Origin of the sequence: Pseudomonas sp. stari2, from assembly GCF_040760005.1 — a bacterium.
Lineage (GTDB): Bacteria > Pseudomonadota > Gammaproteobacteria > Pseudomonadales > Pseudomonadaceae > Aquipseudomonas.
The window spans coordinates 1434528-1459858 of record NZ_CP099760.1 but is presented as its reverse complement, the minus strand read 5'-3'; the positions used below and the strand labels follow the sequence as shown (position 1 = coordinate 1459858).

Annotated in this window: 23 protein-coding genes; 13 read left to right on the top strand and 10 right to left on the bottom strand. The window is 60.9% G+C overall.

Annotated features, from left to right (window positions below):
- Positions 1-25: 25 nt before the first annotated feature.
- From dapD to NH234_RS06480, 3 genes are all read left to right on the top strand, one after another.
- Positions 26-1060 (top strand): 2,3,4,5-tetrahydropyridine-2,6-dicarboxylate N-succinyltransferase, encoded by a 1035-nt coding sequence (gene dapD, locus NH234_RS06490; protein WP_007954762.1) that lies wholly within the window; start codon positions 26-28, stop codon positions 1058-1060.
- Between the two features lie 88 nt (positions 1061-1148).
- A complete protein-coding gene (locus NH234_RS06485; RefSeq protein ID WP_367256022.1) occupies positions 1149-2354 on the top strand; it encodes an aminotransferase class V-fold PLP-dependent enzyme in 1206 nt (401 codons plus the stop codon).
- Positions 2351-2755, top strand: coding sequence for a SufE family protein (locus tag NH234_RS06480; protein ID WP_367256021.1), 405 nt, complete (start codon positions 2351-2353; stop codon positions 2753-2755). Before NH234_RS06485 ends, NH234_RS06480 begins: the two co-directional genes overlap by 4 nt.
- A gap of 24 nt (positions 2756-2779) precedes the next feature.
- On the opposite strand, the gene tcdA is transcribed toward NH234_RS06480, so the two are convergent.
- The gene (gene tcdA, locus NH234_RS06475) at positions 2780-3598 is read right to left on the bottom strand and encodes a tRNA cyclic N6-threonylcarbamoyladenosine(37) synthase TcdA (RefSeq protein WP_085702578.1); all 819 of its coding nucleotides are present in this window, start codon (positions 3596-3598) and stop codon (positions 2780-2782) included.
- A 273-nt stretch (positions 3599-3871) separates the two neighbouring features.
- On the opposite strand from tcdA, the gene NH234_RS06470 reads away from it, so the two are divergent.
- The 4 genes from NH234_RS06470 (at position 3872) to NH234_RS06455 (ending at position 9095) form a co-directional block, all read left to right on the top strand.
- Positions 3872-6463, top strand: a complete 2592-nt coding sequence (locus NH234_RS06470) for a glycosyltransferase (RefSeq protein ID WP_085729797.1) — start codon at positions 3872-3874, stop codon at positions 6461-6463.
- Positions 6464-6680: 217 nt separating this feature from the next.
- On the top strand, positions 6681-7832 hold the full coding sequence (dapE, locus tag NH234_RS06465; RefSeq protein WP_085729796.1) for a succinyl-diaminopimelate desuccinylase: 1152 nt from the start codon (positions 6681-6683) through the stop codon (positions 7830-7832).
- The gene (locus tag NH234_RS06460) at positions 7832-8641 is read left to right on the top strand and encodes a putative RNA methyltransferase (protein WP_367256019.1); all 810 of its coding nucleotides are present in this window, start codon (positions 7832-7834) and stop codon (positions 8639-8641) included. Before dapE ends, NH234_RS06460 begins: the two co-directional genes overlap by 1 nt.
- A gap of 76 nt (positions 8642-8717) precedes the next feature.
- Complete coding sequence (locus NH234_RS06455; protein ID WP_085729795.1) at positions 8718-9095, top strand: hypothetical protein; 378 nt, start codon at positions 8718-8720, stop codon at positions 9093-9095.
- Between the two features lie 57 nt (positions 9096-9152).
- Here the strand turns inward: NH234_RS06455 and NH234_RS06450 are convergent, their stop codons facing one another.
- The gene (locus NH234_RS06450; protein ID WP_007954750.1) at positions 9153-9362 is read right to left on the bottom strand and encodes a cold shock domain-containing protein; all 210 of its coding nucleotides are present in this window, start codon (positions 9360-9362) and stop codon (positions 9153-9155) included.
- A gap of 237 nt (positions 9363-9599) precedes the next feature.
- Between NH234_RS06450 and plsB the strand changes: the two genes are divergently transcribed.
- The 4 genes from plsB (at position 9600) to NH234_RS06430 (ending at position 14036) form a co-directional block, all read left to right on the top strand.
- The gene (gene plsB / locus NH234_RS06445) at positions 9600-12098 is read left to right on the top strand and encodes a glycerol-3-phosphate 1-O-acyltransferase PlsB (protein ID WP_367256017.1); all 2499 of its coding nucleotides are present in this window, start codon (positions 9600-9602) and stop codon (positions 12096-12098) included.
- 92 nt (positions 12099-12190) lie between these two features.
- Entirely contained in the window at positions 12191-12877 is a 687-nt protein-coding gene (locus NH234_RS06440) for a hypothetical protein (RefSeq protein ID WP_367256015.1), read from the top strand.
- 45 nt (positions 12878-12922) lie between these two features.
- Positions 12923-13321, top strand: coding sequence for a YbaY family lipoprotein (locus tag NH234_RS06435; RefSeq protein ID WP_085729792.1), 399 nt, complete (start codon positions 12923-12925; stop codon positions 13319-13321).
- Positions 13322-13346: 25 nt separating this feature from the next.
- Positions 13347-14036 (top strand): DUF4197 domain-containing protein, encoded by a 690-nt coding sequence (locus tag NH234_RS06430; protein ID WP_085729791.1) that lies wholly within the window; start codon positions 13347-13349, stop codon positions 14034-14036.
- Here NH234_RS06430 and NH234_RS06425 read toward each other — a convergent pair.
- From NH234_RS06425 to NH234_RS06415, 3 genes are all read right to left on the bottom strand, one after another.
- The gene (locus NH234_RS06425) at positions 14033-15424 is read right to left on the bottom strand and encodes a Fic family protein (protein WP_367256013.1); all 1392 of its coding nucleotides are present in this window, start codon (positions 15422-15424) and stop codon (positions 14033-14035) included. The genes NH234_RS06430 and NH234_RS06425 overlap by 4 nt on opposite strands.
- A gap of 551 nt (positions 15425-15975) precedes the next feature.
- Entirely contained in the window at positions 15976-19044 is a 3069-nt protein-coding gene (locus tag NH234_RS06420) for an efflux RND transporter permease subunit (protein WP_367256012.1), read from the bottom strand.
- Between the two features lie 6 nt (positions 19045-19050).
- A complete protein-coding gene (locus NH234_RS06415) occupies positions 19051-20151 on the bottom strand; it encodes an efflux RND transporter periplasmic adaptor subunit (protein ID WP_085729788.1) in 1101 nt (366 codons plus the stop codon).
- A gap of 94 nt (positions 20152-20245) precedes the next feature.
- Between NH234_RS06415 and NH234_RS06410 the strand changes: the two genes are divergently transcribed.
- On the top strand, positions 20246-20881 hold the full coding sequence (locus NH234_RS06410) for a TetR/AcrR family transcriptional regulator (RefSeq protein ID WP_367256011.1): 636 nt from the start codon (positions 20246-20248) through the stop codon (positions 20879-20881).
- 45 nt (positions 20882-20926) lie between these two features.
- Here NH234_RS06410 and NH234_RS06405 read toward each other — a convergent pair whose 3' ends face one another.
- Positions 20927-21706 carry a class I SAM-dependent methyltransferase gene (locus tag NH234_RS06405; RefSeq protein WP_170931586.1) on the bottom strand — a complete coding sequence of 260 codons (780 nt, stop codon included), beginning with the start codon at positions 21704-21706 and terminating at the stop codon, positions 20927-20929.
- A 96-nt stretch (positions 21707-21802) separates the two neighbouring features.
- Here NH234_RS06405 and NH234_RS06400 point away from each other — a divergent pair, with 96 nt between their 5' ends.
- Positions 21803-22417, top strand: a complete 615-nt coding sequence (locus NH234_RS06400; protein ID WP_085729785.1) for an energy transducer TonB — start codon at positions 21803-21805, stop codon at positions 22415-22417.
- 12 nt (positions 22418-22429) lie between these two features.
- On the opposite strand, the gene NH234_RS06395 is transcribed toward NH234_RS06400, so the two are convergent.
- From NH234_RS06395 to tsaB, 4 genes are all read right to left on the bottom strand, one after another.
- A complete protein-coding gene (locus tag NH234_RS06395; protein ID WP_367256010.1) occupies positions 22430-23266 on the bottom strand; it encodes an oxaloacetate decarboxylase in 837 nt (278 codons plus the stop codon).
- A 30-nt stretch (positions 23267-23296) separates the two neighbouring features.
- A complete protein-coding gene (locus tag NH234_RS06390; RefSeq protein WP_085729783.1) occupies positions 23297-24157 on the bottom strand; it encodes a DUF72 domain-containing protein in 861 nt (286 codons plus the stop codon).
- The gene (locus NH234_RS06385) at positions 24157-24465 is read right to left on the bottom strand and encodes a hypothetical protein (RefSeq protein ID WP_085712814.1); all 309 of its coding nucleotides are present in this window, start codon (positions 24463-24465) and stop codon (positions 24157-24159) included. The genes NH234_RS06390 and NH234_RS06385 overlap by 1 nt, the downstream gene beginning before the upstream one ends.
- Before the next feature lie 173 nt (positions 24466-24638).
- A complete protein-coding gene (gene tsaB, locus NH234_RS06380; protein ID WP_367256009.1) occupies positions 24639-25313 on the bottom strand; it encodes a tRNA (adenosine(37)-N6)-threonylcarbamoyltransferase complex dimerization subunit type 1 TsaB in 675 nt (224 codons plus the stop codon).
- Between the last annotated feature and the right edge of the window lie 18 nt (positions 25314-25331).

The following is a 25331-nucleotide window of genomic DNA, read 5'->3' as shown; positions in this document are numbered from 1 at the left end:
CGTCACTTTTTGTAGAGGTATTCACATGTCCAACTCTCTGTTCAGTATCGCCTTCGGCGTCGGCACCCAGAACCGCCAAGGCGCATGGCTGGAAGTGTTTTACGCCCAGCCGCTGCTCAATCCTTCGGCTGAGCTGGTCGCCGCTGTTGCACCGATCCTCGGCTACACCGAAGGCAATCAGGCCATCACCTTCACCACAGCCCAGGCTGCGCAACTGGCAGAAGCCGTGAAAGGCATCGACGCGGTACAAGGCAAGCTGCTGACCCGCCTGGCCGAAAGCCACAAGCCGCTGGTCGCCACCCTGCTGGCCGAAGACGCGCAACTGACCTCCACGCCAGAGGCTTACCTGAAGCTCCACCTGCTGTCCCATCGTCTGGTCAAGCCGCACGGTGTAAGCCTGGCCGGGATCTTCCCGCTGTTGCCAAACGTTGCCTGGACCAGCCAGGGCGCGATCGACCTGAGCGAACTGGCCGAGCTGCAACTCGAAGCCCGTCTGCGCGGCGAGCTGCTGGAAGTGTTCTCTGTGGACAAGTTCCCGAAAATGACCGACTACGTGGTTCCGGCCGGCGTGCGTATCGCTGACGCTGCACGTCTGCGTCTGGGCGCCTATGTGGGCGAAGGCACCACCGTGATGCACGAAGGCTTCATCAACTTCAACGCCGGCACCGAAGGCCCGGGCATGATCGAAGGTCGCGTCTCCGCTGGCGTGTTCGTCGGCAAGGGTTCGGACCTGGGCGGCGGCTGTTCGACCATGGGCACCCTGTCGGGCGGCGGCAACATCGTGATCAAGGTCGGCGAAGGCTGCCTGATCGGCGCCAACGCCGGTATCGGTATTCCGTTGGGCGACCGCAACACCGTCGAGTCGGGCCTGTACGTGACCGCCGGCACCAAGGTGGCGCTGCTGGACGAGCACAACAACCTGGTCAAAGTGGTCAAGGCCCGTGAACTGGCCGGTCAGACCGACCTGCTGTTCCGTCGCAATTCGGAAACCGGCGCTGTGGAATGCAAAACCCACAAATCGGCGATCGAACTGAACGAAGCGCTGCACGCTCACAACTAAGCGCCGCGTCATCCTTCTGTGGGAGCGAGTCTGCTCGCTTCCACAAAGTTTGGCGTACACCCGCCCAAGTTCACCAGGGCTCGAAAGCATGATGATTCCCTCCCCTTGGCGCGCCGATTTTCCAGCCATCGCCGCCCTGCAACGGCAAGACCAGACTTACCTGGACAACGCCGCCACCACGCAAAAGCCCCAGGCCCTGCTCGACGCGCTGGCGCATTACTACGCCAATGGTGCGGCCAACGTGCACCGTGCGCAGCATCTGCCCGGCGCTCACGCTACACAGGCGTTCGAGGACAGTCGCCTGAAGGTTGCCCAGTGGCTGAATGCCGGTGACAGCGGGCAGATCATCTTCACCCACGGCGCCACCAGTGCGCTGAATCTCCTGGCCAACGGCCTGGAACATCTTTTCCATCCGGGCGATGAAATCGTCATCAGCGCCCTGGAGCATCACGCCAATCTGCTGCCGTGGCAGCAACTGGCACAACGTCGCGACCTGCAACTGGTGATCCTGCCGCTGGACGATGACGGGGTGATCGACCTCGCCGCCGCGGTTCACCTGATCAGCCCGCGTACACGGTTGCTGGCGGTCAGTCAGTTGTCCAACGTGCTCGGTGCCTGGCAGCCCTTGCCGGCCCTGCTGGCGATGGCCAAGGCGCAGAACGCGCTGACCGTGGTCGATGGCGCTCAAGGCGTGGTTCACGGCCGGCATGACGTACAGGCACTGGGTTGTGACTTTTATGTGTTTTCCAGCCACAAGCTGTACGGCCCCGATGGCCTCGGCGTGCTGTTCGGGCGCAACGAAGCGCTCGAGCGACTGCGCCCATGGCAGTTCGGTGGCGAGATGGTGCTGGAGGCCAATTACCACGACGCACGTTTCCGCCCGGCACCACTGGGTTTCGAAGCCGGAACGCCGCCGATTGCCAGCGTGATCGGCCTCGGTGCGACGCTCGACTACCTCGCGGGTCTGGATCTGGGTGCCGTGTCCGCCCACGAAGCCGCATTGCACGATTATCTGTTGCGTGGCCTCGCCGCCCGCAACGGCATTCGTCTGTTGGGCAAGCCGCAACTGGCGCTGGCCAGTTTTGTCGTCGAAGGGGTGCACAACGCCGATCTGGCGCACTTGCTGACCGAACAGGGCATCGCCGTACGCGCCGGGCACCACTGCGCGATGCCGCTACTCAAACGCTTTGAACTGGCCGGGGCGATCCGTGTGTCGCTGGCGCTGTACAACGATTCCGAAGACCTGGAGCGGTTCTTTGAAGCGCTGGATCAGGCGCTGGAGTTATTGCGATGAGCCTGCCGGTCGAGGCCGCCGAAGCGCTGCAAACCTTTCAGAACGCCGCCGGTTGGGAACAACGGGCGCGGCTGTTGATGCAGTTCGGGGATCGTCTGCCGCCCTTGAGCGATGCAGACAAGTGCGAGGCCAATCGTGTGCATGGCTGCGAAAGCCAGGTGTGGCTGGTGGGCGAATTGCGCGATGGCCAATGGCAGTTCGCGGCGAGCAGCGATGCGCGGATGATTCGCGGATTGGTGGCGTTGTTGCTGTTGCGGGTCAACGGTTTGACCGCCGGCGAGTTACAGCAGGTCGATCTGCCGGAGTGGTTCAATCAACTGGGGTTGTCGCGGCAGCTGTCGCCATCGCGCAGCAATGGCCTGAATGCCGTGCTGCAGCGGATGAACGAGCTGGCGCATTAAAGGGCTGCTGCGCAGCCCTCTGCTTCAGGCCTGAGGTTTGACCCGATCCGCCGGGCGCCGGACGCCCGCGACAATCTTGTCCACAGCCTTGGTCGCCGCGACCATGCCGAACGTCGCCGTCACCATCATCACCGCGCCAAACCCGCCGGCGCAGTCCAGCTTCACGCCGTCGCCGACAAAACTCTTCTGCAGGCAAATGCTGCCGTCCGGTTTCGGATAGCGCAGTTGTTCGGTGGAGAACACGCACGGCACGCTGTAATGGCGGGTCACGGTGCGCGAGAAGCCGTAGTCGCGACGCAACGTAGAACGCACTTTCGAAGCTAGTGGATCGTTGAAGGTGCGGTTGAGGTCGCAGACCTGAATCAGCGTCGGATCGATTTGCCCGCCGGCACCGCCGGTGGTGATGATCTGGATCTTGCGGCGCTTGCACCAGGCAATCAGCGCCGCCTTGGCGTTGACCGCGTCGATGCAGTCGATCACGCAGTCGATGTTCGGCGTGATGTATTCGGCCATAGTGTCGCGGGTGACGAAGTCCGCCACAGCGTGCACCTTGCAGTCCGGGTTGATCCCACGCAGACGCTCGGCCATCACCTCGACCTTGGGTTTGCCGACCGTGCTGTCCAGCGCGTGCAACTGACGGTTGGCGTTGCTGACGCAGACGTCGTCGAGGTCGAACAGGGAAATCTCGCCCACTCCGCAACGGGCCATGGCTTCCGCCGCCCAGGAACCGACGCCGCCAACGCCGACAATCGCCACGTGGGCGGCGCGCAAACGCTCCATCCCTTCAATGCCATACAAACGGGCGATGCCTGCAAACCGCGGATCTTCTGTACTCATGACCATTACCCCAAAAACCGGCGCGCATTATAGGGCCGTCGGCGGCCAAGAGCACCTTTGCGCTATGAACGGCGAACCTGCCTGCTTTAATTAAAGCTGCACGTAACAAAGATTTGCCTTACATGCTGAAACGAAAGAACTTAAGTCGGGTTGGATTGCCCAACGTCCGGCATTTCCCTGTCTGTTGTAGGACTCGGCGAACTGCCGGTGTAGGATGCGCGCCCTCAGGCGTCAACCAGCCGACCCTTCGTTCCACAGACCTTGGAACCCGACACAGCTATGTCATCGCGTAAATTTGGACTCAACCTGGTGGTGGTTCTGGCAATCGCCGCCCTGTTCACCGGTTTCTGGGCGCTGATCAACCGCCCCGTCTCCGCGCCGAACTGGCCGGAGCAGATCTCCGGTTTCTCCTATTCACCGTTCCAGCAAGGACAGTTCCCGCAGAAGGATCAGTATCCGACTGACGACGAAATGCGCCGCGACCTTGAGATCATGAGCAAGCTGACGGACAACATCCGCATCTACTCGGTCGACGGTTCCCTGCAAGACATCCCGAAACTGGCTGAAGAGTTCGGCCTGCGCGTGACCCTGGGGATCTGGATCAGCCCCGACCAGGAACGCAACGAACGGGAAATTACCCGCGCCATCGAACTGGCCAACACCTCACGCAGCGTGGTTCGTGTGGTGGTCGGTAACGAAGCGATCTTCCGCAAGGAAATCACCGCCAAAGAACTCAGCGTGCTGCTCGACCGCGTGCGTGCTGCGGTGAAAGTGCCGGTGACCACCTCCGAACAGTGGCATGTCTGGGAAGAACACCCGGAACTGGCCAAGCACGTCGACCTGATCGCCGCGCACGTTCTGCCTTACTGGGAATTCATTCCGGTGGACAAGGCCGGGCAGTTCGTTTTCGACCGCGCCCGCGACCTGAAAAAGATGTTCCCGAAAAAGCCGCTGCTGCTGTCCGAAGTGGGCTGGCCGAGCAACGGCCGCATGCGCGGTGGCGCCGATGCGTCGCCGGCGGATCAGGCGATCTACCTGCGCACGCTGGTCAACAAACTCAATCGCCAGGGCTTCAACTACTTCGTGATCGAAGCGTTTGACCAGCCGTGGAAAGCCAGCGACGAAGGTTCGGTCGGCGCCTACTGGGGCGTGTTCAATGCCGCGCGCCAGCAGAAATTCAACTTCGAAGGCCCGGTGGTGGCGATCCCGCAATGGCGCGTGCTGGCCATCGGTTCGGTGGTGCTGGCACTCTTGTCGCTGACCCTGCTGATGATCGACGGCTCGGCCCTGCGCCAGCGTGGCCGTACCTTCCTGACCTTTATCGCGTTCCTGTGCGGTTCGGTGCTGGTGTGGATCGGCTACGACTACAGCCAGCAATACAGCACGTGGTTCAGCCTGACCGTGGGCTTCCTGCTGGCACTCGGTGCGCTCGGGGTGTTCATCGTGTTGCTGACCGAGGCCCACGAACTGGCGGAGGCGGTGTGGATTCACAAGCGTCGCCGTGAATTCCTGCCGGTGGTCGGCGATTCGGACTACCGCCCGAAAGTCTCGATCCACGTACCGTGCTACAACGAGCCGCCGGAGATGGTCAAACAGACCCTCAACGCCCTGGCCAACCTCGATTACCCGGACTTCGAAGTACTGATCATCGACAACAACACCAAGGACCCGGCGGTCTGGGAACCGGTGCGCGACTACTGCGAAACCCTCGGCCCGCGCTTCAAGTTCTTCCATGTTTCGCCCTTGGCCGGCTTCAAGGGCGGTGCACTGAACTACCTGATCCCGCACACCGCCAAGGACGCCGAAGTCATCGCGGTGATCGACTCCGACTACTGCGTGCACCCGAACTGGCTCAAGCACATGGTGCCGCACTTCGCCGACCCGAAAATCGCCGTGGTGCAGTCGCCGCAGGACTACCGCGACCAGAACGAAAGCACCTTCAAGAAGCTCTGCTACGCCGAATACAAAGGTTTCTTCCACATTGGCATGGTCACCCGCAACGACCGCGACGCGATCATCCAGCACGGCACCATGACCATGACCCGTCGCTCGGTTCTGGAAGAACTGGGCTGGGCCGACTGGTGCATCTGTGAAGACGCCGAACTCGGTCTGCGGGTGTTCGAGAAAGGCCTGTCGGCGGCGTATTACCACGACAGTTACGGCAAGGGTCTGATGCCGGACACCTTCATCGACTTCAAGAAGCAGCGTTTCCGCTGGGCCTACGGTGCGATCCAGATCATCAAGCGCCACACCCGCAGCCTGCTGCGCGGCAAGGACACCGAGCTCACCCGCGGCCAGCGTTACCACTTCCTCGCGGGCTGGCTGCCGTGGGTGGCAGACGGCATGAACATTTTCTTCACCGTCGGCGCACTGTTGTGGTCGGCGGCGATGATCATCGTGCCGCAGCGGGTCGATCCGCCGCTGCTGATCTTCGCGATCCCGCCGCTGGCGCTGTTCGTGTTCAAGGTCGGCAAGATCATCTTCCTGTACCGTCGCGCCGTGGGCGTGAACCTCAAGGATGCGTTCTGCGCGGCACTGGCCGGCCTGGCGTTGTCGCACACCATCGCCAAAGCGGTGCTGTATGGCTTCTTCACCAGCAGCATTCCATTCTTCCGTACCCCGAAAAACGCCGACAACCATGGCTTCTGGGTGGCGATTTCCGAGGCCCGGGAAGAGCTGTTCATCATGCTGCTGTTGTGGGGCGCGGCGCTGGGGATTTTCCTGGTGCAGGGGATTCCGAGCAACGACATGCGCTTCTGGGTGGCGATGCTGCTGGTGCAGTCGCTGCCGTACGTGGCGGCGCTGATCATGGCGTTCCTGTCGTCGCTGCCAAAACCTTCGGCGGCGCCTGAGCCGGCACCTGTCGTCTAATTCCTCGACGAAGCACTAAACGGCGGCCAATGGTCGCCGTTTTGCTTTAAGATAACCGCCATTTTGCGGGGCTTGGCGTGATATCCAACCCTGTGGGAGCGAGCTGGCTCGCGATGGCAATGTAACAATCAGCCTTTATGTTGACTGACACACCGCCATCGCCAGCAGGCTGGCTCCCCATTGGCCCTTGCCCAATTTCAAGCATCCGGAGTTTTCCATGACGGCCCACGCCGACCTTTCGCCGACCCTCCAACTCGCCATCGACCTGATCCGCCGTCCGTCCGTGACGCCGGTCGACGCCGATTGCCAGAAGCAGATGATGCAGCGCCTGGGCGATGCCGGTTTCCAGCTGGAACCGATGCGCATCGAAGATGTGGATAACTTCTGGGCGACTCACGGCAAAAGCGACGGCCCGGTGCTGTGCTTCGCCGGTCACACCGACGTGGTGCCGACCGGTCCGGTGACCGCCTGGCAGATCGACCCGTTCAACGCAGTGATCGACGAACACGGCATGCTCTGCGGCCGTGGCGCGGCGGACATGAAAGGTAGCCTGGCGTCGATGACTGTCGCCGCCGAGCGTTTTGTCGCCGACTACCCGGATCACAAGGGCAAGGTCGCGTTCCTGATCACCAGCGACGAAGAAGGCCCGGCACATCACGGCACCAAGGCAGTCGTCGAGCGTCTGGCAGCCCGCAACGAGCGTCTGGACTGGTGCATCGTGGGCGAACCGTCGAGCACCACGCTGGTGGGCGACGTAGTGAAGAACGGTCGTCGCGGCTCCCTCGGCGCCAAACTGACCGTGCGCGGTGTGCAGGGCCACGTGGCCTATCCGCACCTGGCGAAGAACCCGATCCACCTCGCTGCCCCGGCCCTGGCCGAACTGGCCGCCGAGCACTGGGATCACGGCAACGATTTCTTCCCGCCGACCAGTTTCCAGATTTCCAACGTCAACTCCGGAACCGGCGCGACCAACGTGATTCCGGGCGATCTGGTAGCGGTGTTCAACTTCCGTTTCTCCACCGAATCGACGGTCGAAGGCCTGCAGAAACGCGTCGCCGACATCCTCGACAAGCACGGCCTGGACTGGCACATCGACTGGGCACTGTCCGGTCTGCCGTTCCTCACCGAGCCGGGCGCGCTGCTCGACGCGGTGTCGTCGAGCATCAAGCAGATCACCGGTCGCGAGACCAAGGCGTCCACCAGCGGCGGCACCTCCGATGGCCGTTTCATCGCGACCATGGGCACGCAGGTTGTTGAGCTGGGCCCGGTCAACGCGACCATCCACCAGGTCAACGAGCGCGTACTGGCGGCCGACCTCGACGTGCTGACCGAGATCTACTACCAGACCCTGATCAAGTTGCTCGCCTGATGCTCGCGTGCCCGATCTGCAGTGAACCGCTGAACGCGGTGGACAACGGCGTGGTCTGCCCTGCCGGCCACCGCTTCGACCGTGCGCGTCAGGGTTACCTGAACCTGCTGCCGGTGCAGCACAAGAACAGCCGCGATCCTGGCGACAATCAGGCGATGGTCGAGGCCCGCCGCGACTTCCTCAACGCCGGCCATTACGCGCCGGTAGCCAAGCGTCTGGCGGAACTGGCGGCCAGTTATGCGCCGGCGCGCTGGGTCGATATCGGTTGCGGCGAGGGTTACTACACCGCGCAGATCGCCGACGCCTTGCCGGACGCCGATGGCTACGCGCTGGACATCTCGAAGGAAGCGGTCAAACGCGCCTGCAAACGCAATCCGGCGCTGACCTGGTTGATCGCCAGCATGGCCCGGGTGCCATTGGCTTCCGGCAGCTGCCAGTTTCTGGCCAGTGTCTTCAGTCCGCTGGACTGGGAAGAAGCCAAGCGCCTGCTCAGCGTCGGTGGTGGTCTGATGAAGGTCGGCCCGACCAGCGGCCATCTGATGGAACTGCGCGAACGCCTGTACGATGAAGTGCGCGAATACACCGACGACAAGCATCTGGCCCTGGTGCCGGAAGGCATGGCGCTGGCGCACAGTGAAACCCTGGAGTTCAAGCTGACGCTGGACAAGCCCGAGGATCGCGCCAACCTGCTGGCGATGACACCCCACGGCTGGCGAGCCAGTGCCGAGCGCCGTGCGGCGGTGATCGAACAGGCCGAGCCGTTCGTGACCACCGTGTCGATGCGCTACGATTATTTCGTTCTTCAATAACTTTTGGACTCGGGCAAGCAGCCCGGGGCCGGCTAAATCCGCGAATGGATTTTTCAGACCCGCAGTGAGGATATCCATGCGCCAACCGGACATCGAGATTTACCTGAAAGACGCCGACGTCGACCACAAGGCCATTTCCGCCTGGCTGGGCGCCGCCCTCGGCCCGTGCAGCGACTGGGTACAGAAAGGTCAGACCTACAAATGCAAGGCCGGCAACATCCCGGTCACCTGGCTGCCGAAAGCTGTGGGCAAGTGGAACAGCCTGTACCTGGAAAGCGACCAGACACCATGGGACGACGACATTGCCTGCGCCCGCGCCGCGTTCGCCGCGCTGAACGTCGAAGTGCGCTGCGCGCCGGGGACGTGGGTCGAGGAAGAAGGTGAGGAAACGGCGGACCGCTGGATCCGGATCAGCGAAGACGGTGAAGAAGAAATCACCTGGAAAACGGCCTGACGCTGAACACTCCCGCGCTCTGTGCCCCACGGTGGACGCAGAACGCGGGAACGATCATTACAGGCCTACAACATCCTCGGCCTGCAACCCCTTCTGCCCTTCCACCACCGCGTATTCAACCTGCTGACCTTCGGTCAGCGAACGGTGGCCTTCACCGCGGATCGCGCGGTAGTGCACGAATACGTCCACCCCGTCTTCGCGCTGAATGAAGCCGTAGCCCTTGGCGTCGTTGAACCACTTCACGTTGCCGGTTTCACGTGTTGCCATCTGTTCATACTCCTTTTTTATTATTGAACAGGCTTTTCGCAGGAAAGCCTTTGCGGAACGTCAGCCTGCGTCCGACGTCCATAAAAGGGCCCCGGCGACAGAGCGCCGAGTATATGACAGGCAACAAAACTCTCAACAGGAGATTACTTCGCCGCTTTTTTGCCGATTTTCCATGAATCCGGCACACTATCGACCGCCCGAGCAAACGCTCGGTTTATCCACTCATGCAGAAGCCGTATGACCCGTTCCCCGTTCCGCCGTCTTGTGTTTGGCACCTTGCGCCGACTGTTGTATCTCTGGGTTCGCTCCGAGACGATCAACCAGTCGTCGTTCACCCTCAACCTCGACCGCAGTCGTCCGGTGTTCTACGTCCTGCAAAACCCATCGCTGACGGATCTGGCGGTGGTCGACACCGAGTGCACCAAGGCCGGCCTGCCGCGCCCGGTGCTGCCGGTGTCAGTGGGTTCGCTGATCGAACCGGCGGCGTTCTTCTACCTGACGCCGGACCCGGACTGGCTCGGCCGCCAGGACAAGCGCGGTGCGCCGCCGACCCTGACCCGACTGGTCAGCGCCCTCACCCAGAATGCCGCCGAAGACGCGCAGATCATTCCGGTCAGCGTGTTCTGGGGCCAGTCGCCGGACAGCGAGAACAGCCCGTGGAAATTGCTGTTCGCCGACAGCTGGGCCGTCACCGGGCGTCTGCGTCGGCTGCTGAGCATCATGATTCTGGGCCGCAAGACCCGCGTGCAGTTCTCCGCGCCGATCCATCTGCGCGAACTGATCGAACACAACAAGGGCCACGAGCGCACCGTGCGCATGGCCCAGCGGATCCTGCGGGTGCACTTCCGCAATCTCAAAGCCGCAGTGATCGGCCCGGACATCTCCCACCGCCGTAACCTCGTCAAGGGCCTGCTCAACCAGCCGCTGGTCAAGCAAGCGATCCTCGACGAAGCCGAGCGCGAAAACATCTCCCCGGAAAAAGCCAAGGCCCAGGCCCTGCGCTACGGCAACGAGATCGCCTCGGACTACACCTACACCGCGATCCGTTTTCTGGAAGTGGTGTTGAGCTGGTTCTGGAACAAGATCTACGACGGGATCAAGGTCAATCACATCGAGGGCGTGCAGAAGGTCGCCCAGGGTCACGAAGTGATCTACGTACCGTGCCACCGCAGCCACATCGACTATCTGCTGCTGTCGTACTTGCTGTTCCGCAACGGCTTGACTCCGCCGCACATCGCCGCCGGGATCAACCTCAACATGCCGGTGATCGGCAGCCTGCTGCGCCGTGGCGGTGCGTTCTTCATGCGCCGCACGTTCAAGGGCAACCCGCTGTACACCTCGGTGTTCAACGAATACCTGCACACCCTGTTCACAAAAGGCTTCCCGGTCGAATACTTCGTCGAGGGCGGTCGCTCGCGTACCGGCCGCATGCTGCAACCGAAAACCGGGATGCTGGCGATCACGATGCGCAGTTTCCTGCGTTCGTCGCGGATGCCGATCGTGTTCGTGCCGGTGTACATCGGATACGAGCGCGTGCTCGAAGGGCGGACCTACCTCGGCGAGCTGCGTGGCGCGAGCAAGAAGAAAGAATCGATCTTCGACATCTTCAAAGTCATCGGCGCGCTCAAGCAGCGTTTCGGCCAGGTGGCGGTGAACTTCGGCGAGCCGATCAAACTCGCGGAATTCCTCGACAGTGAACAGCCGGGCTGGCGCCAGCAGGAACTCGGCCCGCAGTTCAAACCGGCGTGGCTCAACGAAACCACCAATCGCCTCGGCGAGAAAGTCGCACAGCATCTGAACGAAGCGGCGGCGATCAACCCGGTCAATCTGGTGGCGCTGGCGTTGCTGTCGACCACTCGTCTGGCGCTGGATGATCGCGCCATGGCGCGGGTGCTGGATCTGTATCTGGCGCTGTTGCGCAAGGTTCCGTACTCGCCGCACACCACCCTGCCGGAAGGCGATGGCCGGGCATTGATCGAACACGTCAAAGACATGGATCTGCTGTCCGAGCAGAATGATGCACTGGGCAAGATTCTCTATCTGGACGAGCAGAACGCCGTCCTGATGACCTACTACCGCAACAACGTGCTGCACATCTTCGCCCTTCCGGCGTTGCTCGCGAGTTTCTTCCAAAGCACTTCGCGCATGAGCCGCGAGCAGATCCTGCGCTACACCCGTGCGCTGTATCCGTATCTGCAGGCGGAACTGTTCATCCGTTGGAACCTGGACGAGCTGGATGCGGTTATCGACCAGTGGCTGGAGGCGTTCGTCGAACAAGGCCTGCTGCGTTTCGAGAAAGACGTGTTCCTGCGCCCGGCGCCGAGCTCACGGCATTTCGTGCTGCTGACTCTGCTGTCGAAGAGCATCGCCCAGACCCTGCAACGCTTCTACATGACCGTGTCGTTACTGCTCAACGCTGGCCAGAACACCATCAGCGCCGAAGAACTGGAAGACCTGTGCACGGTCATGGCCCAGCGCCTGTCGATCCTGCATGGCCTGAATGCGCCGGAATTTTTCGACAAGAGCCTGTTCCGTCACTTTATCCAGACGATGCTTGATCTTGACGTTCTGCGTCGCGACGAAGCGGGCAAGTTGAGTTATCACGAACTGCTCGGTGAACTGGCTGAAGGTGCAGCGAAACGGGTGTTGCCTGCGGAGATTCGATTGTCGATCCGCCAAGTGGCGCTACATCGCAGTGAGGATGCGGCGGAAACTGCAACCTCGCCGAGTTCCTGAAACTTGAGGACAACTAACCGGAAGACCGGATCGTATTCCGGCTAGTTGTTTTATGAATTAATGGGTTCTTTTTAATCGATAAGGAAATCGATATGAGCTTATTAAACGAGCCTCCTCATAACATCACCGTAACGTTCAGCCTTCCACCAGAGTTCAGTGCCCCTCTCGACGGAGATAATGAAACCGTTGTAGACGTACAGGTGATCAATACCTGGCAAACGTTAAGCATCAAACACTGGAAACATCCCGCCATTGTCGACGGCCAGTGGAATTTCAGGTTTCCCCATCGATATAGCGATGGGAGCGTCAAATACCGCGTCACCATCCAGCTGTTTCATAACGGGCAGCCCTTGTTGCTGGAACAGGATCACTTCGTCATTGTTCATCAGTTCCCCCACCGCCAGACGCTGCATTTGAGTCCAGTCGGTTACTTGTACGTTGAAGTGCAGGAACCCGAAATGATTCCCCCCGAACAGGCAATCACCATCAGCCTGCATGAAAACGAAAGTCCCGATGTCGAACTCGCGCGCGTCTCTCACGATGAGAGAACTGCCACTTCGTTTTATCTTGAATATGATCCGGAGCATGTGCTGCCGGGCAAACGGTATGTACTGACGGGGATAGAAAACAGGTATCACCAACGGCTGTCCGTATTTCCTGAAGGTATCGAACTTGTACCAGCGACACATCCGCCCCGATCACGCCTGTTGCGGGTCATCGATCAGTGGCTGAATGAACCGTTACGTTTGTTCACTGACTCACTTTCCAAAATCCGCTAGATTTCTCTGGGCGCCCCTCTGGCGCCCAAGTCTTTTGAGGTCCCCATGAAAAAACTTTCTCTTCTCGCCGCCGCCACCTTGTTGAGCGCCTGCCAGTCCACCACACCGAGCGGCAAAGTGAGCCTCGACGGCGAAGTGTTCTACCTGCAGCGCATCGCTCTGCCACCGAGCGCGACACTCAGCGTGAGCCTGCAGGACATTTCGCTGGCCGATGCGCCGGCTGTCGTGCTCGATGAACAGAAAGGCCCGATCAAGGGACAAGTCCCGCTGCCGTTCCATTTGAGCTACGATCCGGCCCAGGTCAAACCCGGCCACCGCTACTCGGTCAGCGCACGCATCGAAGTCAACGGCGAGCTGATGTTCATCACCACCGAAAACCATGCCGTGCAGCTCGATGGCAAGGATCCGCAGCCGCTGAAGATACGCGTCGACGCTGCCCGCTAACGCACCTATGAATAAGGAAGCCTTCATGCTCCGCCCTACCCTTCGCTTCGCCGGCCTGTGCGCGGGCCTGATGATCTCCGCCAGCGCACTGGCCCTGTCCCTCAGCGACCTGTCGCAAGGCGACGCCACCGGCGGCCTCAAGGATGCCCTGACCCAGGGCGCGCAACTGGCCGTCAAACAACTCGGCACCCCGGGCGGCTTCAGCAACAACCCTGACGTGAAGATCGAACTGCCGGGCAAACTCGGCAAAGTCGCCGGCAAGATGAAAGCCTTCGGCATGGGCGCCCAGGTCGAGGAACTGGAAACCGCCATGAACAAGGCCGCGGAAACCGCCGTGACCCAAGCCCAGCCGATCCTCGTCGACGCCGTGAAGAAAATGAGCGTGGAAGACGCCAAAGGCATCCTCAGCGGCGGCAACGACTCCGCCACCCGATACCTGGACAAATCCAGCCGCGAACAGATCCGCACCAAGTTCCTGCCGATCGTCAAACAGGCGACCGACAAGGTAGGCGTGGCGCAGAAGTACAACTCATTCGCCGGCCAGGCTGCGACCTTCGGGGTGGTCGATGCGAAGAGCGCCAACATCGAAAGCTACGTGACCGAACAAGCGCTGAACGGCCTGTTCGAGATGATCGGCAAACAGGAAGAAACCATCCGCAAGAACCCGGCCGCTGCGGCGACGAGTCTGGCGAAGAAGGTGTTTGGCAGCCTCTAGGCCGACGCTGCACGGGAGCGAGACAACTCGCTCCCGTGCTTCAACACACTGGCTGGACTGCGTAAAAAGAACACCCACTCGCTGCCCATTTTCCTTTTCTCGAAGACCTGCAACTCGACCAGTCCATTCAGGGCTGACATCGCGGTGCTGCAAGAACAACCCAAGTGTTCCCTCACGTTGCTCGCCGTAAATTCCTTCGCCACTCCGCTCTTGGCCGCCTGATACAGCGCCCGCTGCCTTTGCGTCAGCCGCTCGAAAAAAACCGACGCCATCAGCCAGCGCTCAAGGTCTTCCGTGTACGCCAGGCTTTTACGGTAGACATCCGTGAAGCGACTGACTGCACGCTGAATCACCGAACACTGAAACTCGATGAAATACGTCAGATCCAGCTCATCGGCCTCGCTATGCAAATACGACCGCCCGTACTTCACCGGCGCATTGCGCAGCAAAGGACTGATCGCAATGTAGCGAAATGCCGAAAACTCGTGATTGAACATGAACCAGTAGAACAACGCCCTCGCAACCCGTCCGTTACCATCGCGAAACGGATGTTCGTAGCCCAGAGAGAAATGCAGCGTAATCGCCTTGATCAACGGGTGCAGGTAGTCCTTTTCTTGAGGTGAACCGAGTGGCTGATTGATCCAGCGCACGAGCCTCTGCAAACGCATCACCAGCCCGACAGCGGGCGGCGGTGTATGCACCGTATTGCCCTCGCCGTCCTGTACCACCACTTCATCGTTCGTCCTGAAAAAACCGGGACTGTATTGCGCGTCATCGATCCCCTCAACGCCCACCCGATGCATTGCCGCGATCAAGTCGACGCTCAAGGGTTGATAACGGTTTTCCCAGGCGAAATTCATCATCCTGTAATTGCCCATGACCATGCGCTCATCCGGCGTGCGCGGCTGCCGTTGATACTTGAGCATGTCCTTGGCAACCCGCGTGGTCGTTGCCGCACCTTCCAACTGGCTGCTGGCGATCACTTCGTCTTCGATCAGATCATTGAGCAAATAACTGAAATGCGACCGTTCGCCAATCTGCCCGGTCATGCATTCCAGCGAAGCGGAAGTCGTCTGCAGATCGACGGCCGAAAGGGTTTTCCGTACCGAGGGTGTCAGCAAGTACTTGCCCCACTGCGGCGGCTCACCCAATGGCAGGAGATTGATGTACTGCGCAGCCCTCGCCCTCTTCACCAGCGCCCAACACAAACGAGCGTCCAGCCTCGGCGCCCAGCGATAGCGCAAATCCTCGAAAGGCAAATAACGCCCCCGATCATCGAGAGGCTTGAGCAGCGCCAGATAATCCACCAGATGCTGCTTGTGCGGCGCCCGCGCCAATAGGTCGAACACCGGATCGGTCCGTCCTTTAAACACTGGCGGCTTCTTCACAAAAAACCTCTCGATCACTCATAAACACAGATGACCGAGTACAACACCCCAGACCAGACGACCTCAATATCAGAGAATTCTGAAAAAGCTGTAGGAGACACCGCAGCCCATAGCCCATAGCCCATAGCCCATAGCCCATAGCCCATAGCCCATAGCCCATAGCCCATAGCCCATAGCCCATAGCCACTCAAACACAATGAGCGTTAGCTCGAGTAAAGCTTTTGACGTGCCGGCCCCATCGGCAGGCTGAGTGTAGGGATTTATCCGGGGGTAGGCGCGAAGCGCCGTTCGACGAAGTCGAACACATCGAGAGGAGGTGCAGCGAAGCAAACCGGAGGCGATGCCCCCGGATGAATCCCGGAGCGAAGGAACACCGAGCCAAAGCGAGGGGCCGAACGCAGGGGCCAAGCCTTTTGCTTACTTTTCGGCGTTTGGAAAAGTGAGCCGCTGTAAGAGCGGAACCGCCAGCGGCAACACCCGAAGCAACGGATATTCACAAAGAACACCCAGAGCCTGGTCGGCCCGAAGGCCGCCACGCTCACCAAACCAAATCAAGCCTCCTTACGCACCCGGAACCAAGCCGCATACAACGCCGGCAAAAACAAAAGCGTCAGAGCCGTCGCCACAATCAACCCGCCCATGATCGCCACCGCCATCGGCCCGAAAAACACACTGCGCGACAACGGAATCATCGCCAGCACCGCCGCCAGCGCCGTCAACACAATCGGCCGGAACCGGCGCACCGTCGCCTCAATGATCGCCTGCCAGGGCTTGAGCCCCGCCGTAATATCCTGCTCGATCTGATCCACCAGAATCACCGAGTTGCGCATGATCATCCCCGACAGCGCAATCGTCCCGAGCATCGCCACAAACCCGAACGGCTGACGGAACACCAGCAGAAACAGCGTGACGCCGATCAAACCCAGCGGCGCCGTCAGAAACACCATCGCCGTGCGTGAGAAACTGCGCAACTGCACCATCAGCAACGTCAGCACCACGACAATGAACATCGGCACGCCTGCATTCACTGACTTCTGCCCGCGTTCGGAGTCTTCTACCGTACCGCCGACATCCAGCAGATAACCGTCAGGTAATTCGGCACGAATCGGATCGAGCGTCGGCTGAATCTGTTTCACCAGCGTCGCCGGTTGCTCCTTGCCATAGATATCGGCGCGCACGGTGACGGTCGGCAGGCGATTGCGGTGCCAGATGATGCCTTCCTCGAAGCCATATTCCAGCGTTGCAATCTGCGAAAGCGCCACGCTGCGGCCATTGTCGGTCGGCACCGCCAGGCTCGGCAGCAGGGTCAATTCCGTGCGTTCATGCACGGTGCCGCGCAGAAGGATTTCGATCAGTTCGTTGTCCTCGCGGTACTGGCTGACGCTGGAGCCGGTCAGCGAGCTCTGGAGGAATTTCGCCAGGTTCGCAGTGCTCACCCCCAGGGCCCGGGCGCGGTCTTGATCGATGTTCAGGTACACAACCTTGCTCGGCTCTTCCCAATCCAGATGCACATTCACGACATGTGGGTTCTCACGCACCTTGGCCGCGACTTTCCGGGCCAGAGCGCGGACCTCCTCGATATGCTCCCCCGTAACACGGAACTGCACCGGATAGCCAACCGGCGGGCCGTTCTCCAGTCGCGTAACCCGCGACCGCAGGGCCGGGAATTGTTCGTTCAAGGTATCGATCAGCCAGGTGCGCAGGGCTTCGCGTTCCTCGATGGTTTTCGCCAACACGACGAACTGGGCGAAGCTGGCCGCCGGCAGCTGTTGATCCAGCGGCAGGTAGAAACGCGGCGAGCCGGTACCGACGTAGGCCACATAGTTGTCGATGCCGGCATGATCCTTGAGCATCGCCTCCAGTCGCTTGACCTCGGCAGTGGTGTTGGCCAGCGAAGCCCCTTCGGCCAGTTTCAGATCAACCATCAACTCCAGTCGGTTGGAGGCCGGGAAGAACTGCTGCGGGACGAACTTGAACAGCATCACCGAGGCGACGAACAGCCCCACCGTCAGCACGATCACCGTCTTGCGCCGACGCACGCACCATTCCACCAGACGTCGAACCCGCTGATAAAACGGTGTGGCATAAGGGTCCGGATGACCGTCACCACTGCCGTGTTTGGCCGCGTGAATTTTCGCCAGGTCCGGCAGGAGTTTTTCCCCGAGGTACGGCACAAACATCACCGCCGCCACCCACGAAGCGAGCAACGCAATGGTGACGACCTGGAAAATCGAGCGGGTGTATTCACCGGTGCCGGACTGCGCGGTGGCAATCGGCAGGAAGCCGGCGGCGGTGATCAACGTGCCGGTGAGCATCGGGAATGCGGTGCTGGTCCAGGCGTAACTGGCCGCCTTGATCCGGTCGAAGCCCTGCTCCATTTTGATCGCCATCATTTCCACGGCGATGATCGCGTCGTCCACCAGCAAGCCCAGCGCCAGCACCAGCGCACCGAGGGAAATCTTGTGCAGGCCGATGCCGAGGTAATACATGCAGGCGAAGGTCATCGCCAGCACCAGCGGAATGGTCAGCGCCACCACCATGCCGGTGCGCACGCCAAGGGAGAAGAAGCTCACCAGCAACACGATGGCCAGCGCTTCGACCAGCACCTGGACGAACTCGCCGACACCGCTTTTCACCGCCGCAGGCTGATCGGAAACCTTGCGCAGTTGCATGCCGGCCGGGAGGTTTTTCTGTAGGCGGGAGAATTCGGTTTCCAGGGCTTTGCCCAGCACCAGAATGTCGCCGCCGTCCTTCATCGCCACCGCAAGTCCGATCGCGTCTTCGCCCATGAAGCGCATGCGCGGCGCCGGCGGATCGTTGAAACCACGCCGCACGTCAGCGACATCGGAGATACGGAACATACGATCACCGACCCGGATCGGGAAGTTCCTGATCTCGTCGACTGTCTGAAAATTCCCCGAGACCCGTAGCTGCAATCGCTCGCTGCCGGTTTCGAAGAATCCGGCGGTGGATACTGCGTTCTGTTCCTCCAGAGCCTGCTGAACCGCTGCCAATGGCAAGCCGAGGGTGGCGAGTTTGACGTTGGACAGCTCGACCCAGATCTTCTCGTCCTGCAGCCCGAGTAGATCGACCTTGCCCACGTCCTTGACCCGCTGCAGCTGGATCTGGATGCGGTCGGCGTAATCCTTGAGCACAGCGTAGTCGAAACCGTCGCCGGTCAGCGCATAGATATTGCCGAACGTGGTACCGAATTCATCGTTGAAAAAGGGGCCCTGAATCCCCGGTGGCAAGGTCTGGCGGATATCGCTGACCTTCTTGCGCACCTGGTACCAGAGGTCCGGAATTTCCACCGAATGCATCGAGTCGCGGGCTATGAACGTGACCTGGGATTCACCGGGGCGGGAGAACGAGACGATGCGTTCGTACTCGCCGGTTTCCATCAATTTCTTTTCAATGCGCTCGGTGACCTGACGCGAAACTTCCTGCGCAGTGGCGCCCGGCCATCGGGTTTGTATGACCATGGCCTTGAAGGTGAACGGCGGGTCTTCGCTCTGTCCGAGTTTGGTGTAGGACAATGCGCCGACGATGGCCAGCAAAAGCATCAGGAACAGTACGATCTGGCGATTACGCAGCGCCCATTCGGAAAGGTTGAAGCGCATCGGGCCTTACTCCTTGTCCGCCAGATTGACCACACGGTTGGAGCGATCCACGGGACGCACCTGCTGCCCTTCCAGCAGCACATGCACGCCGGCGGCCACGACCCAGTCGCTGGCGTTGAGGCCTTCGAGCACCGGCACGGTTTTCTCGCCGAACGGGCCGATACGCACGGGCGTCTTTTTCAAGGTGTTGTTGGCGCTGACGACCCAGACATAGGTCGCGCCGTTTTCGGCGGTCAGGGCCGAGAGCGGCACCGACAGCGGGATCACATCAGCGGTCTGCACGAATACTCGGGCGCTCTGGCCGAGTTCGACAGGCACTTTGCCGGCGGTGAAGGCGATGCGGGCGGCAAAGGTGCGGGATTTCGGATCGGCGGCCGGCGACAGCTCGCGGATCCGCCCGGCGAAGCGCTGGTTCTGTTGAGTCCACAACTCAACCGACACTGGCTGGCCGACCTTGAAGCGGCCAAAGCTCTGCTCCGGCAGGCTGATCAGCACTTCACGTTCGCCATCGGTGGCGAGGGTGAAAACAGTCTGCCCGGCGGCGACCACTTGCCCGACTTCGACTGAACGCTTGGCGACTACACCGTCCTGAGGCGCACGCAGCACGGCATAACTGGCCTGATTGGTCGAGACGTTGAATTCGGCTTTGATCTGTTTGAGGCGGGCTTCGCCGGAGCGGTAGAGGTTTTCGGCATTGTCGTAGGCCGAGCGGCTGACCATCTGCCGTTCCATCAGGGTCTTGTAGCGATCACGCTCGGCGCGCACCAGATTCAGATTGGCTTCGGCGGCAGTGACCTGGGCGCGGGTGGCTTCCAGCTGCAGGCGTACGTCCTGCGGATCGAGTTCGGCCAAGGGCTGATCGGCCTTCACGCGCTGGCCTTCCTCGACCAGTCGTCGGCTGACTTTGCCGCCGATGCGGAACGCCAGATCGGGTTCATAGCGGGCTCGCACCTCGCCCGGATAACTTTCCATCGCCTGCGCCGAAGGCTCTGGCTGTACCACCATGGCCGGTCGCACGCTGACTGGCGTCACCTCTTCCTTGCCACATGCCGACAATAAAAACGCCAGACTGACTGGCACCGCAAAGGACAACGCATGGCGGAACATGGTGAAGGACCTTTCGCTAAGGAGGCTTGGAATAATTATACTGGCCGGTATGTTATTAATAGCAAACTCACCAGTCCAGTATTAAAAGCGAAGAATGTCGAACAATCTTTCAGCTCCAAACGGCCCCGGCCGCCCGAAGGATCCGGCCAAGCGCCAGGCGATTCTCGAAGCGGCGAAAATCCTGTTCCTGAGTCATGGCTATGCCAACACCAGCATGGACGCGGTGGCCGCCGAGGCTGGCGTGTCGAAGCTGACGGTCTACAGCCATTTCAATGACAAGGAGACGCTGTTTTCCGCCGCTGTCGTTGCCAAATGCGAGGAGCAATTGCCACCGCTGTTCTTCGAATTGCCGGACGGCATCGCGGTGGAAAATGTGTTGCTGAACATTGCCAGAGGCTTTCATCACCTGATCAACAGCGATGAATCGGTGAACCTGCATCGCCTGATCATGGCGCTGGGCAGCCAGGATCCGAAGCTGTCGCTGATCTTCTTCGAGGCCGGCCCGCAGCGCATGGTGCAAGGCATGGAGCGGCTTTTGCGGCGGATCGATGAGACTGGCGCGCTGCGCATCCACAACCCGCACAACGCCGCCGAACACTTCTTCTGCCTGATCAAGGGCGCGGGGAATTTCCGGTTGCTGTATGGCTGCGGTGAACCACTGACCGGAGAGGCGGCGGAAAGCCATGTGCAGGAAGTGGTCGAGTTATTCATGCGCGCCTATCGCCCTTGAAAACAAAAATCCCACGCCATGCGTGGGATTTTCTTGTGTGACGGATCAGGCCTTGAGCGCTTTCTTCGGGTAGATGTCATAGCGACTGGATTTGCCATCCAGCGCATGGCTCGGCTTCGGCCCTTCGATGCACGGAGCCTTGCGCGGGCGCTTGACCACCACCCGGTGCGTGGCCAGCGCCAACGCCGCTTCCAGCAAGGCCGGTGCATCCGGGTCATCGCCCACCAGCGGGCGGAACAGGCGCATTTCCTTCTTCACCAGGGCGGTTTTCTCACGGTGCGGAAACATCGGGTCGAGGTAGATCACCTGCGGTGGCTCGCCTTCCCAGTTGCGCATCACGTCAATCGAGTTGCCCTTGAGCAGCGTCATCCGCGCCACGATCGGTGCCACGTCGAAATCTTCCGCCGCGCGGGCCAGACCATCCTCAAGCAACGCGCCGATCAGCGGCTGACGCTCGATCAAGCTCATCTCGCAGCCCAGGCTCGCCAGCACGAACGCATCCTTGCCCAGCCCCGCCGTGGCATCCAGCACCCGCGGACGCACGCCTTGGGCGATACCGACCGCCTTGGCGATCATCTGCCCGCTGCCACCGCCGTAGAGCCGGCGATGGGCCGCGCCACCTTCGACGAAGTCGACCCGCACCGGCCCCGGCGCATCCGGCCCAAGCTGTTGCAGTTGCAAACCCTGCTCGCCGACCTGCAAGGCGAACTCGCCGTCGGCCACCTGTAACGGCAGGTTCAGGCGCTGCGCCCACTGCTCGGCCTGCGCTTCGAACGTCGGGCCGAGGGCTTCGACATGGATGCGGCAGGCCGCGGGTTGCTCAATCATGGAAAACACGCTCAAAAAAGTTAAGGATCGGCAAAATCCGCCGATAACCCAATCAACGCGCATTTTGCCAGAGCTGAGCGTCGACCGAAAAAAATGTCAGGCATTCTTCCCACATCGATTGGCTACATTTCGCCCACAGGCGATTTCAGCCGTCATAACACTCAAGCATTGGGCGGCGTCAGCCACCTGTGGCAGGATTTCTTTGCCCAGGCCCTGGCCGAACAATCGAGTGATGTGGTGCCGGCCTGTGGCACCTTCCCGCCGGTCGATCTCGAAAGCCCTGAAGAACCGACTGTCGGCAGCGAACTGCACGCCCACATCATCGACCAGCGCGAATGCAACGTGGTGGAAACCCCGGTTCGCCCGCCTGAGCCGCTGTTCCTGCCGATTGCCGAAATCGATATGAACCTGGCCGAGCCGTATCCTCCGTTCCCGCCGGAAGCAATCAAGACTCAGCAAAAGCAGCAGGATTTCGACAGCAGTTGGGTTCGTCCGGTCGTGATCAACAACGGTCAGCCAATTCCGGAACCGGGCCCTGCCCCGCAGAAAAAGCCGCTGTACCTGCCGATTGCCGAGTTCGACCTGGATCTGCTGCAGCCTTACCCACCGTTCCCGCCGGAAGAAATCGTCGAACAGCAGAAAGCCCTGGACTTCGATAACGGCTGGGTGCGCCCGATCGTTCAGCAGAACCTGCGCATCGCCGCCTGATTCCCTTCTGCTTCAGCCCTTGAAAAACTGATTGGCCTTCGCGTACGGCATCGAACGCGAAGTGAAGCCGAACGTGCCCGATTGCTGAATTTCTTCAGCAGCCCGAAAGAACTCACCAAACGCCGCCAGCGCCAGCGCCGAGCCGGTACTGATGCGTTTCACACCCATTTCTTCCAGTTGCTGCACGGTCAGTTTCAGGCCACCGGACATCAACACGTTGACCGGTTTCGGCGCGACTGCGCGCACCACCGCCAGTACCTCTTCAGCTGTCCTCAGACCCGGAGCGTAGAGCACATCGGCGCCAGCTTCGGCGAACGCCTGCAGGCGGCGAATGGTGTCGTTGATATCCGGATTGCCGTGCAGGTAGTTTTCCGCACGGGCCGTCAGGGTGAAGCGAAAAGGCAACGTGCGCACCGCTGCTACTGCGGCTTCAATCCGCGCCACGGCATGTTCGAAACAGTAGACAGGTGCGTCCGGGCGCCCTGTGGCATCTTCTATGGAACCACCCACTGCGCCAGCTTCGGCCGCTCGCAGCAGACTTTGCGCGGACTCGGCCGGAGCGTCGGCAAAACCGTTTTCCAGATCCACCGCCACCGGCAAATCCGTGGCGGCAGCAATCGCCCGGACGTTGTTCAAGGTTTCTTCGAGGCCAAGGGCACCATCGGGCTTACCCTGGGAAAACGCATAACCGGCACTGGTGGTCGCCAGCGCCTGATAACCCAGGCTGGCAAGCATCTTCGCGGAACCTGCATCCCACGGATTGGGAATCACGAATATCCCTGGACGTTCATGCAGGGCTTTGAAGGCTTCGGCTTTACGGACTTGTTCTTTGCGGGCTTGGGCGTCCATCGGCAGGCTCCTGGGCAGAAAAAAATCGCCTCAGAGCAAGCCAAGTTGCTCCGCGGCGGGTTCTCTGTATAGCTCAGGCAGCGGTGGCAGGCCAGGCAAACGTTGCATCAGCTGTGCGTGAAAACGCTGCGCAAGCTTTGCTGCCAGGATGTTATCGGCGGTGTGCAGGAAGATGTACGGCGTACGGCCCTCTTCGATCCACTCGGCAATCTTCGCCACCCACGGCACCAGAAACGGATCGTTGGCCTCAAGCTCGGGATGGCCGATGAAGCGCACCTGCGGGAATTGGGTGAACGCTGCCGGACGGGTTGGCACGCGGGGCTTTTTCGATTGCGCGTGGATCACCGAAGACTCGGTGGACAGACAACTGAACAACGCGCGCGGATCGAGGCAGATGCGCTCAACGCCGCGATCCAGCAACAGGCGATTGAGCAGGCGTTCACTCTCGCCCTTGGCGAAGAACTGCTCATGGCGCACTTCCACCGCCAGCGGTCGATCAAACGCGTCGATGAAGGCTGCGAGTTCTGGCAAGCGTTGCGGAGTGAAGCTTTTCGACAGTTGCAGCCACAGTGGCGATACACGTTCGCCGAGCGGGCTGAGCAATTGAATGAAGGTTTCGGTGGCGGTCAGTTGATCGCGCAGGTCACCGCCGTGGCTGATATCGCCGGGGAATTTGGCGGTGAAACGAAAGTGTTCGGGCATGACCTCGGCCCAGCGCGCCACGGTGGCCGGCGAAGGGCTGGCGTAGAAAGTCGTGTTGCCTTCCACGGCGTTGAACACTTGCGAATACAGACCGAGGAAATCGGAGGTCTTGGCGTCTGCCGGATACAGATACTCGCGCCAGGCGTTTTCACTCCAGGACGGGCAACCGAGGTAGTAAGGCAGATCCATCAGATGTACAGATCGAGGCCCAGCACGTCTGCGTCCCAATCGACAAAACCGGCGGTGCTCAGGTAGCTGGCCAGGGCCATGGCCACGCTTTTCTTCATCGCACGGTGATAAATCATGTCTTGTTGGCGGGCGGGCAGATTGCTCAGGCGTTGCGCAGAGGCCTTGGCGGCGCGGGCAGCCAGTTGCGCTTCGGTGGGGAATTCCAGCTCGCCTTCAATATCCTCGACGGATTCATCCAGCGCCGGATTGCCTTTGCGAGGCTTGCGCTTGATGGGGTAGGAATGAGTGGAAACGCCGTCTATACGCATAAAGTCATGCTCGGTATCGATGATGGCAATTTAGCGGCACCTGACCGACTTAGCAAATCGCCGAGTGATAACTAGAACACATAAAAGACAAAAGGTTTAAAGCGGGGCGTTGGAAACTGACGATTGGCAGGAGCTGGCGGGACCCTGTGGCGAGTGCCACAGGGAGATTGTCTTCAGCGGGATTTCGGGGTGGCCACTTTATCGCGCAGGTAAACCGGCTGAGCGTCGTCTGCCGGGATCGACTCACCGCGCGCCCAAGCGAAGCGGGCCAACGTCAGCAGGTCTTCGGCATGGGGCAGCATGGTTGCGTCGGAACCGATCAGATTGACCGCGATGCGCTCGCCGTAGCCCCAACCGGTGCCGGCACCGAACCAGTCGCCAGTCGCATCGTCCGGCAGCGCGGCGACTTCCGGCGGCAACACAGCTTCGACGCCGACCAGCCGCATCTCCCCGGCCGTCTCGCGATAGCAGCCCCAATACACTTCATCCATGCGCGCATCGATCGCCGCCGCGACCTGGCTCACGCCGTGCTCGCGATAAGCCCGTTGCGCCAGCACTGCCAGGTTCGATACCGGCAACACCGGACGATCCAGGGCAAACGCCAGGCCTTGCACCACACCGATGGCGATGCGCACACCGGTGAACGCGCCCGGGCCACGACCGAACGCGATCGCGTCCACCGCTTGCAGCGTGGTGCCGGCGTCGGCCAGCAGTTGCTGGATCATCGGCAGCAGTTTCTGCGCGTGCAGGCGCGGGATCACCTCGTAATGGCTCGTGACCTTGCCGTCATGCAGCAAGGCAACGGAGCAAGCTTCAGTCGCGGTGTCCAGGGCCAGCAAGGTGCTCATCGATGTGTCCGTAAATCA

What these genes read in the sequence shown, in the direction of transcription:
- NH234_RS06440 (WP_367256015.1), top strand. Translation starts at nt 12,191, where the DNA reads ATGAGCTTATTAAACGAGCCTCCTCATAACATCACCGTAACGTTCAGC.
- NH234_RS06400 (WP_085729785.1), top strand. Translation starts at nt 21,803, where the DNA reads ATGTCAGGCATTCTTCCCACATCGATTGGCTACATTTCGCCCACAGGC.
- NH234_RS06395 (WP_367256010.1), bottom strand. Translation starts at nt 23,266, where the DNA reads ATGGACGCCCAAGCCCGCAAAGAACAAGTCCGTAAAGCCGAAGCCTTC.
- NH234_RS06450 (WP_007954750.1), bottom strand. Translation starts at nt 9,362, where the DNA reads ATGGCAACACGTGAAACCGGCAACGTGAAGTGGTTCAACGACGCCAAG.
- plsB (WP_367256017.1), top strand. Translation starts at nt 9,600, where the DNA reads ATGACCCGTTCCCCGTTCCGCCGTCTTGTGTTTGGCACCTTGCGCCGA.
- NH234_RS06485 (WP_367256022.1), top strand. Translation starts at nt 1,149, where the DNA reads ATGATGATTCCCTCCCCTTGGCGCGCCGATTTTCCAGCCATCGCCGCC.
- NH234_RS06435 (WP_085729792.1), top strand. Translation starts at nt 12,923, where the DNA reads ATGAAAAAACTTTCTCTTCTCGCCGCCGCCACCTTGTTGAGCGCCTGC.
- NH234_RS06455 (WP_085729795.1), top strand. Translation starts at nt 8,718, where the DNA reads ATGCGCCAACCGGACATCGAGATTTACCTGAAAGACGCCGACGTCGAC.
- tsaB (WP_367256009.1), bottom strand. Translation starts at nt 25,313, where the DNA reads ATGAGCACCTTGCTGGCCCTGGACACCGCGACTGAAGCTTGCTCCGTT.
- NH234_RS06390 (WP_085729783.1), bottom strand. Translation starts at nt 24,157, where the DNA reads ATGGATCTGCCTTACTACCTCGGTTGCCCGTCCTGGAGTGAAAACGCC.
- tcdA (WP_085702578.1), bottom strand. Translation starts at nt 3,598, where the DNA reads ATGGTCATGAGTACAGAAGATCCGCGGTTTGCAGGCATCGCCCGTTTG.
- NH234_RS06480 (WP_367256021.1), top strand. Translation starts at nt 2,351, where the DNA reads ATGAGCCTGCCGGTCGAGGCCGCCGAAGCGCTGCAAACCTTTCAGAAC.
- dapE (WP_085729796.1), top strand. Translation starts at nt 6,681, where the DNA reads ATGACGGCCCACGCCGACCTTTCGCCGACCCTCCAACTCGCCATCGAC.
- dapD (WP_007954762.1), top strand. Translation starts at nt 26, where the DNA reads ATGTCCAACTCTCTGTTCAGTATCGCCTTCGGCGTCGGCACCCAGAAC.
- NH234_RS06410 (WP_367256011.1), top strand. Translation starts at nt 20,246, where the DNA reads ATGTCGAACAATCTTTCAGCTCCAAACGGCCCCGGCCGCCCGAAGGAT.
- NH234_RS06470 (WP_085729797.1), top strand. Translation starts at nt 3,872, where the DNA reads ATGTCATCGCGTAAATTTGGACTCAACCTGGTGGTGGTTCTGGCAATC.
- NH234_RS06415 (WP_085729788.1), bottom strand. Translation starts at nt 20,151, where the DNA reads ATGTTCCGCCATGCGTTGTCCTTTGCGGTGCCAGTCAGTCTGGCGTTT.
- NH234_RS06460 (WP_367256019.1), top strand. Translation starts at nt 7,832, where the DNA reads ATGCTCGCGTGCCCGATCTGCAGTGAACCGCTGAACGCGGTGGACAAC.
- NH234_RS06430 (WP_085729791.1), top strand. Translation starts at nt 13,347, where the DNA reads ATGCTCCGCCCTACCCTTCGCTTCGCCGGCCTGTGCGCGGGCCTGATG.
- NH234_RS06420 (WP_367256012.1), bottom strand. Translation starts at nt 19,044, where the DNA reads ATGCGCTTCAACCTTTCCGAATGGGCGCTGCGTAATCGCCAGATCGTA.
- NH234_RS06385 (WP_085712814.1), bottom strand. Translation starts at nt 24,465, where the DNA reads ATGCGTATAGACGGCGTTTCCACTCATTCCTACCCCATCAAGCGCAAG.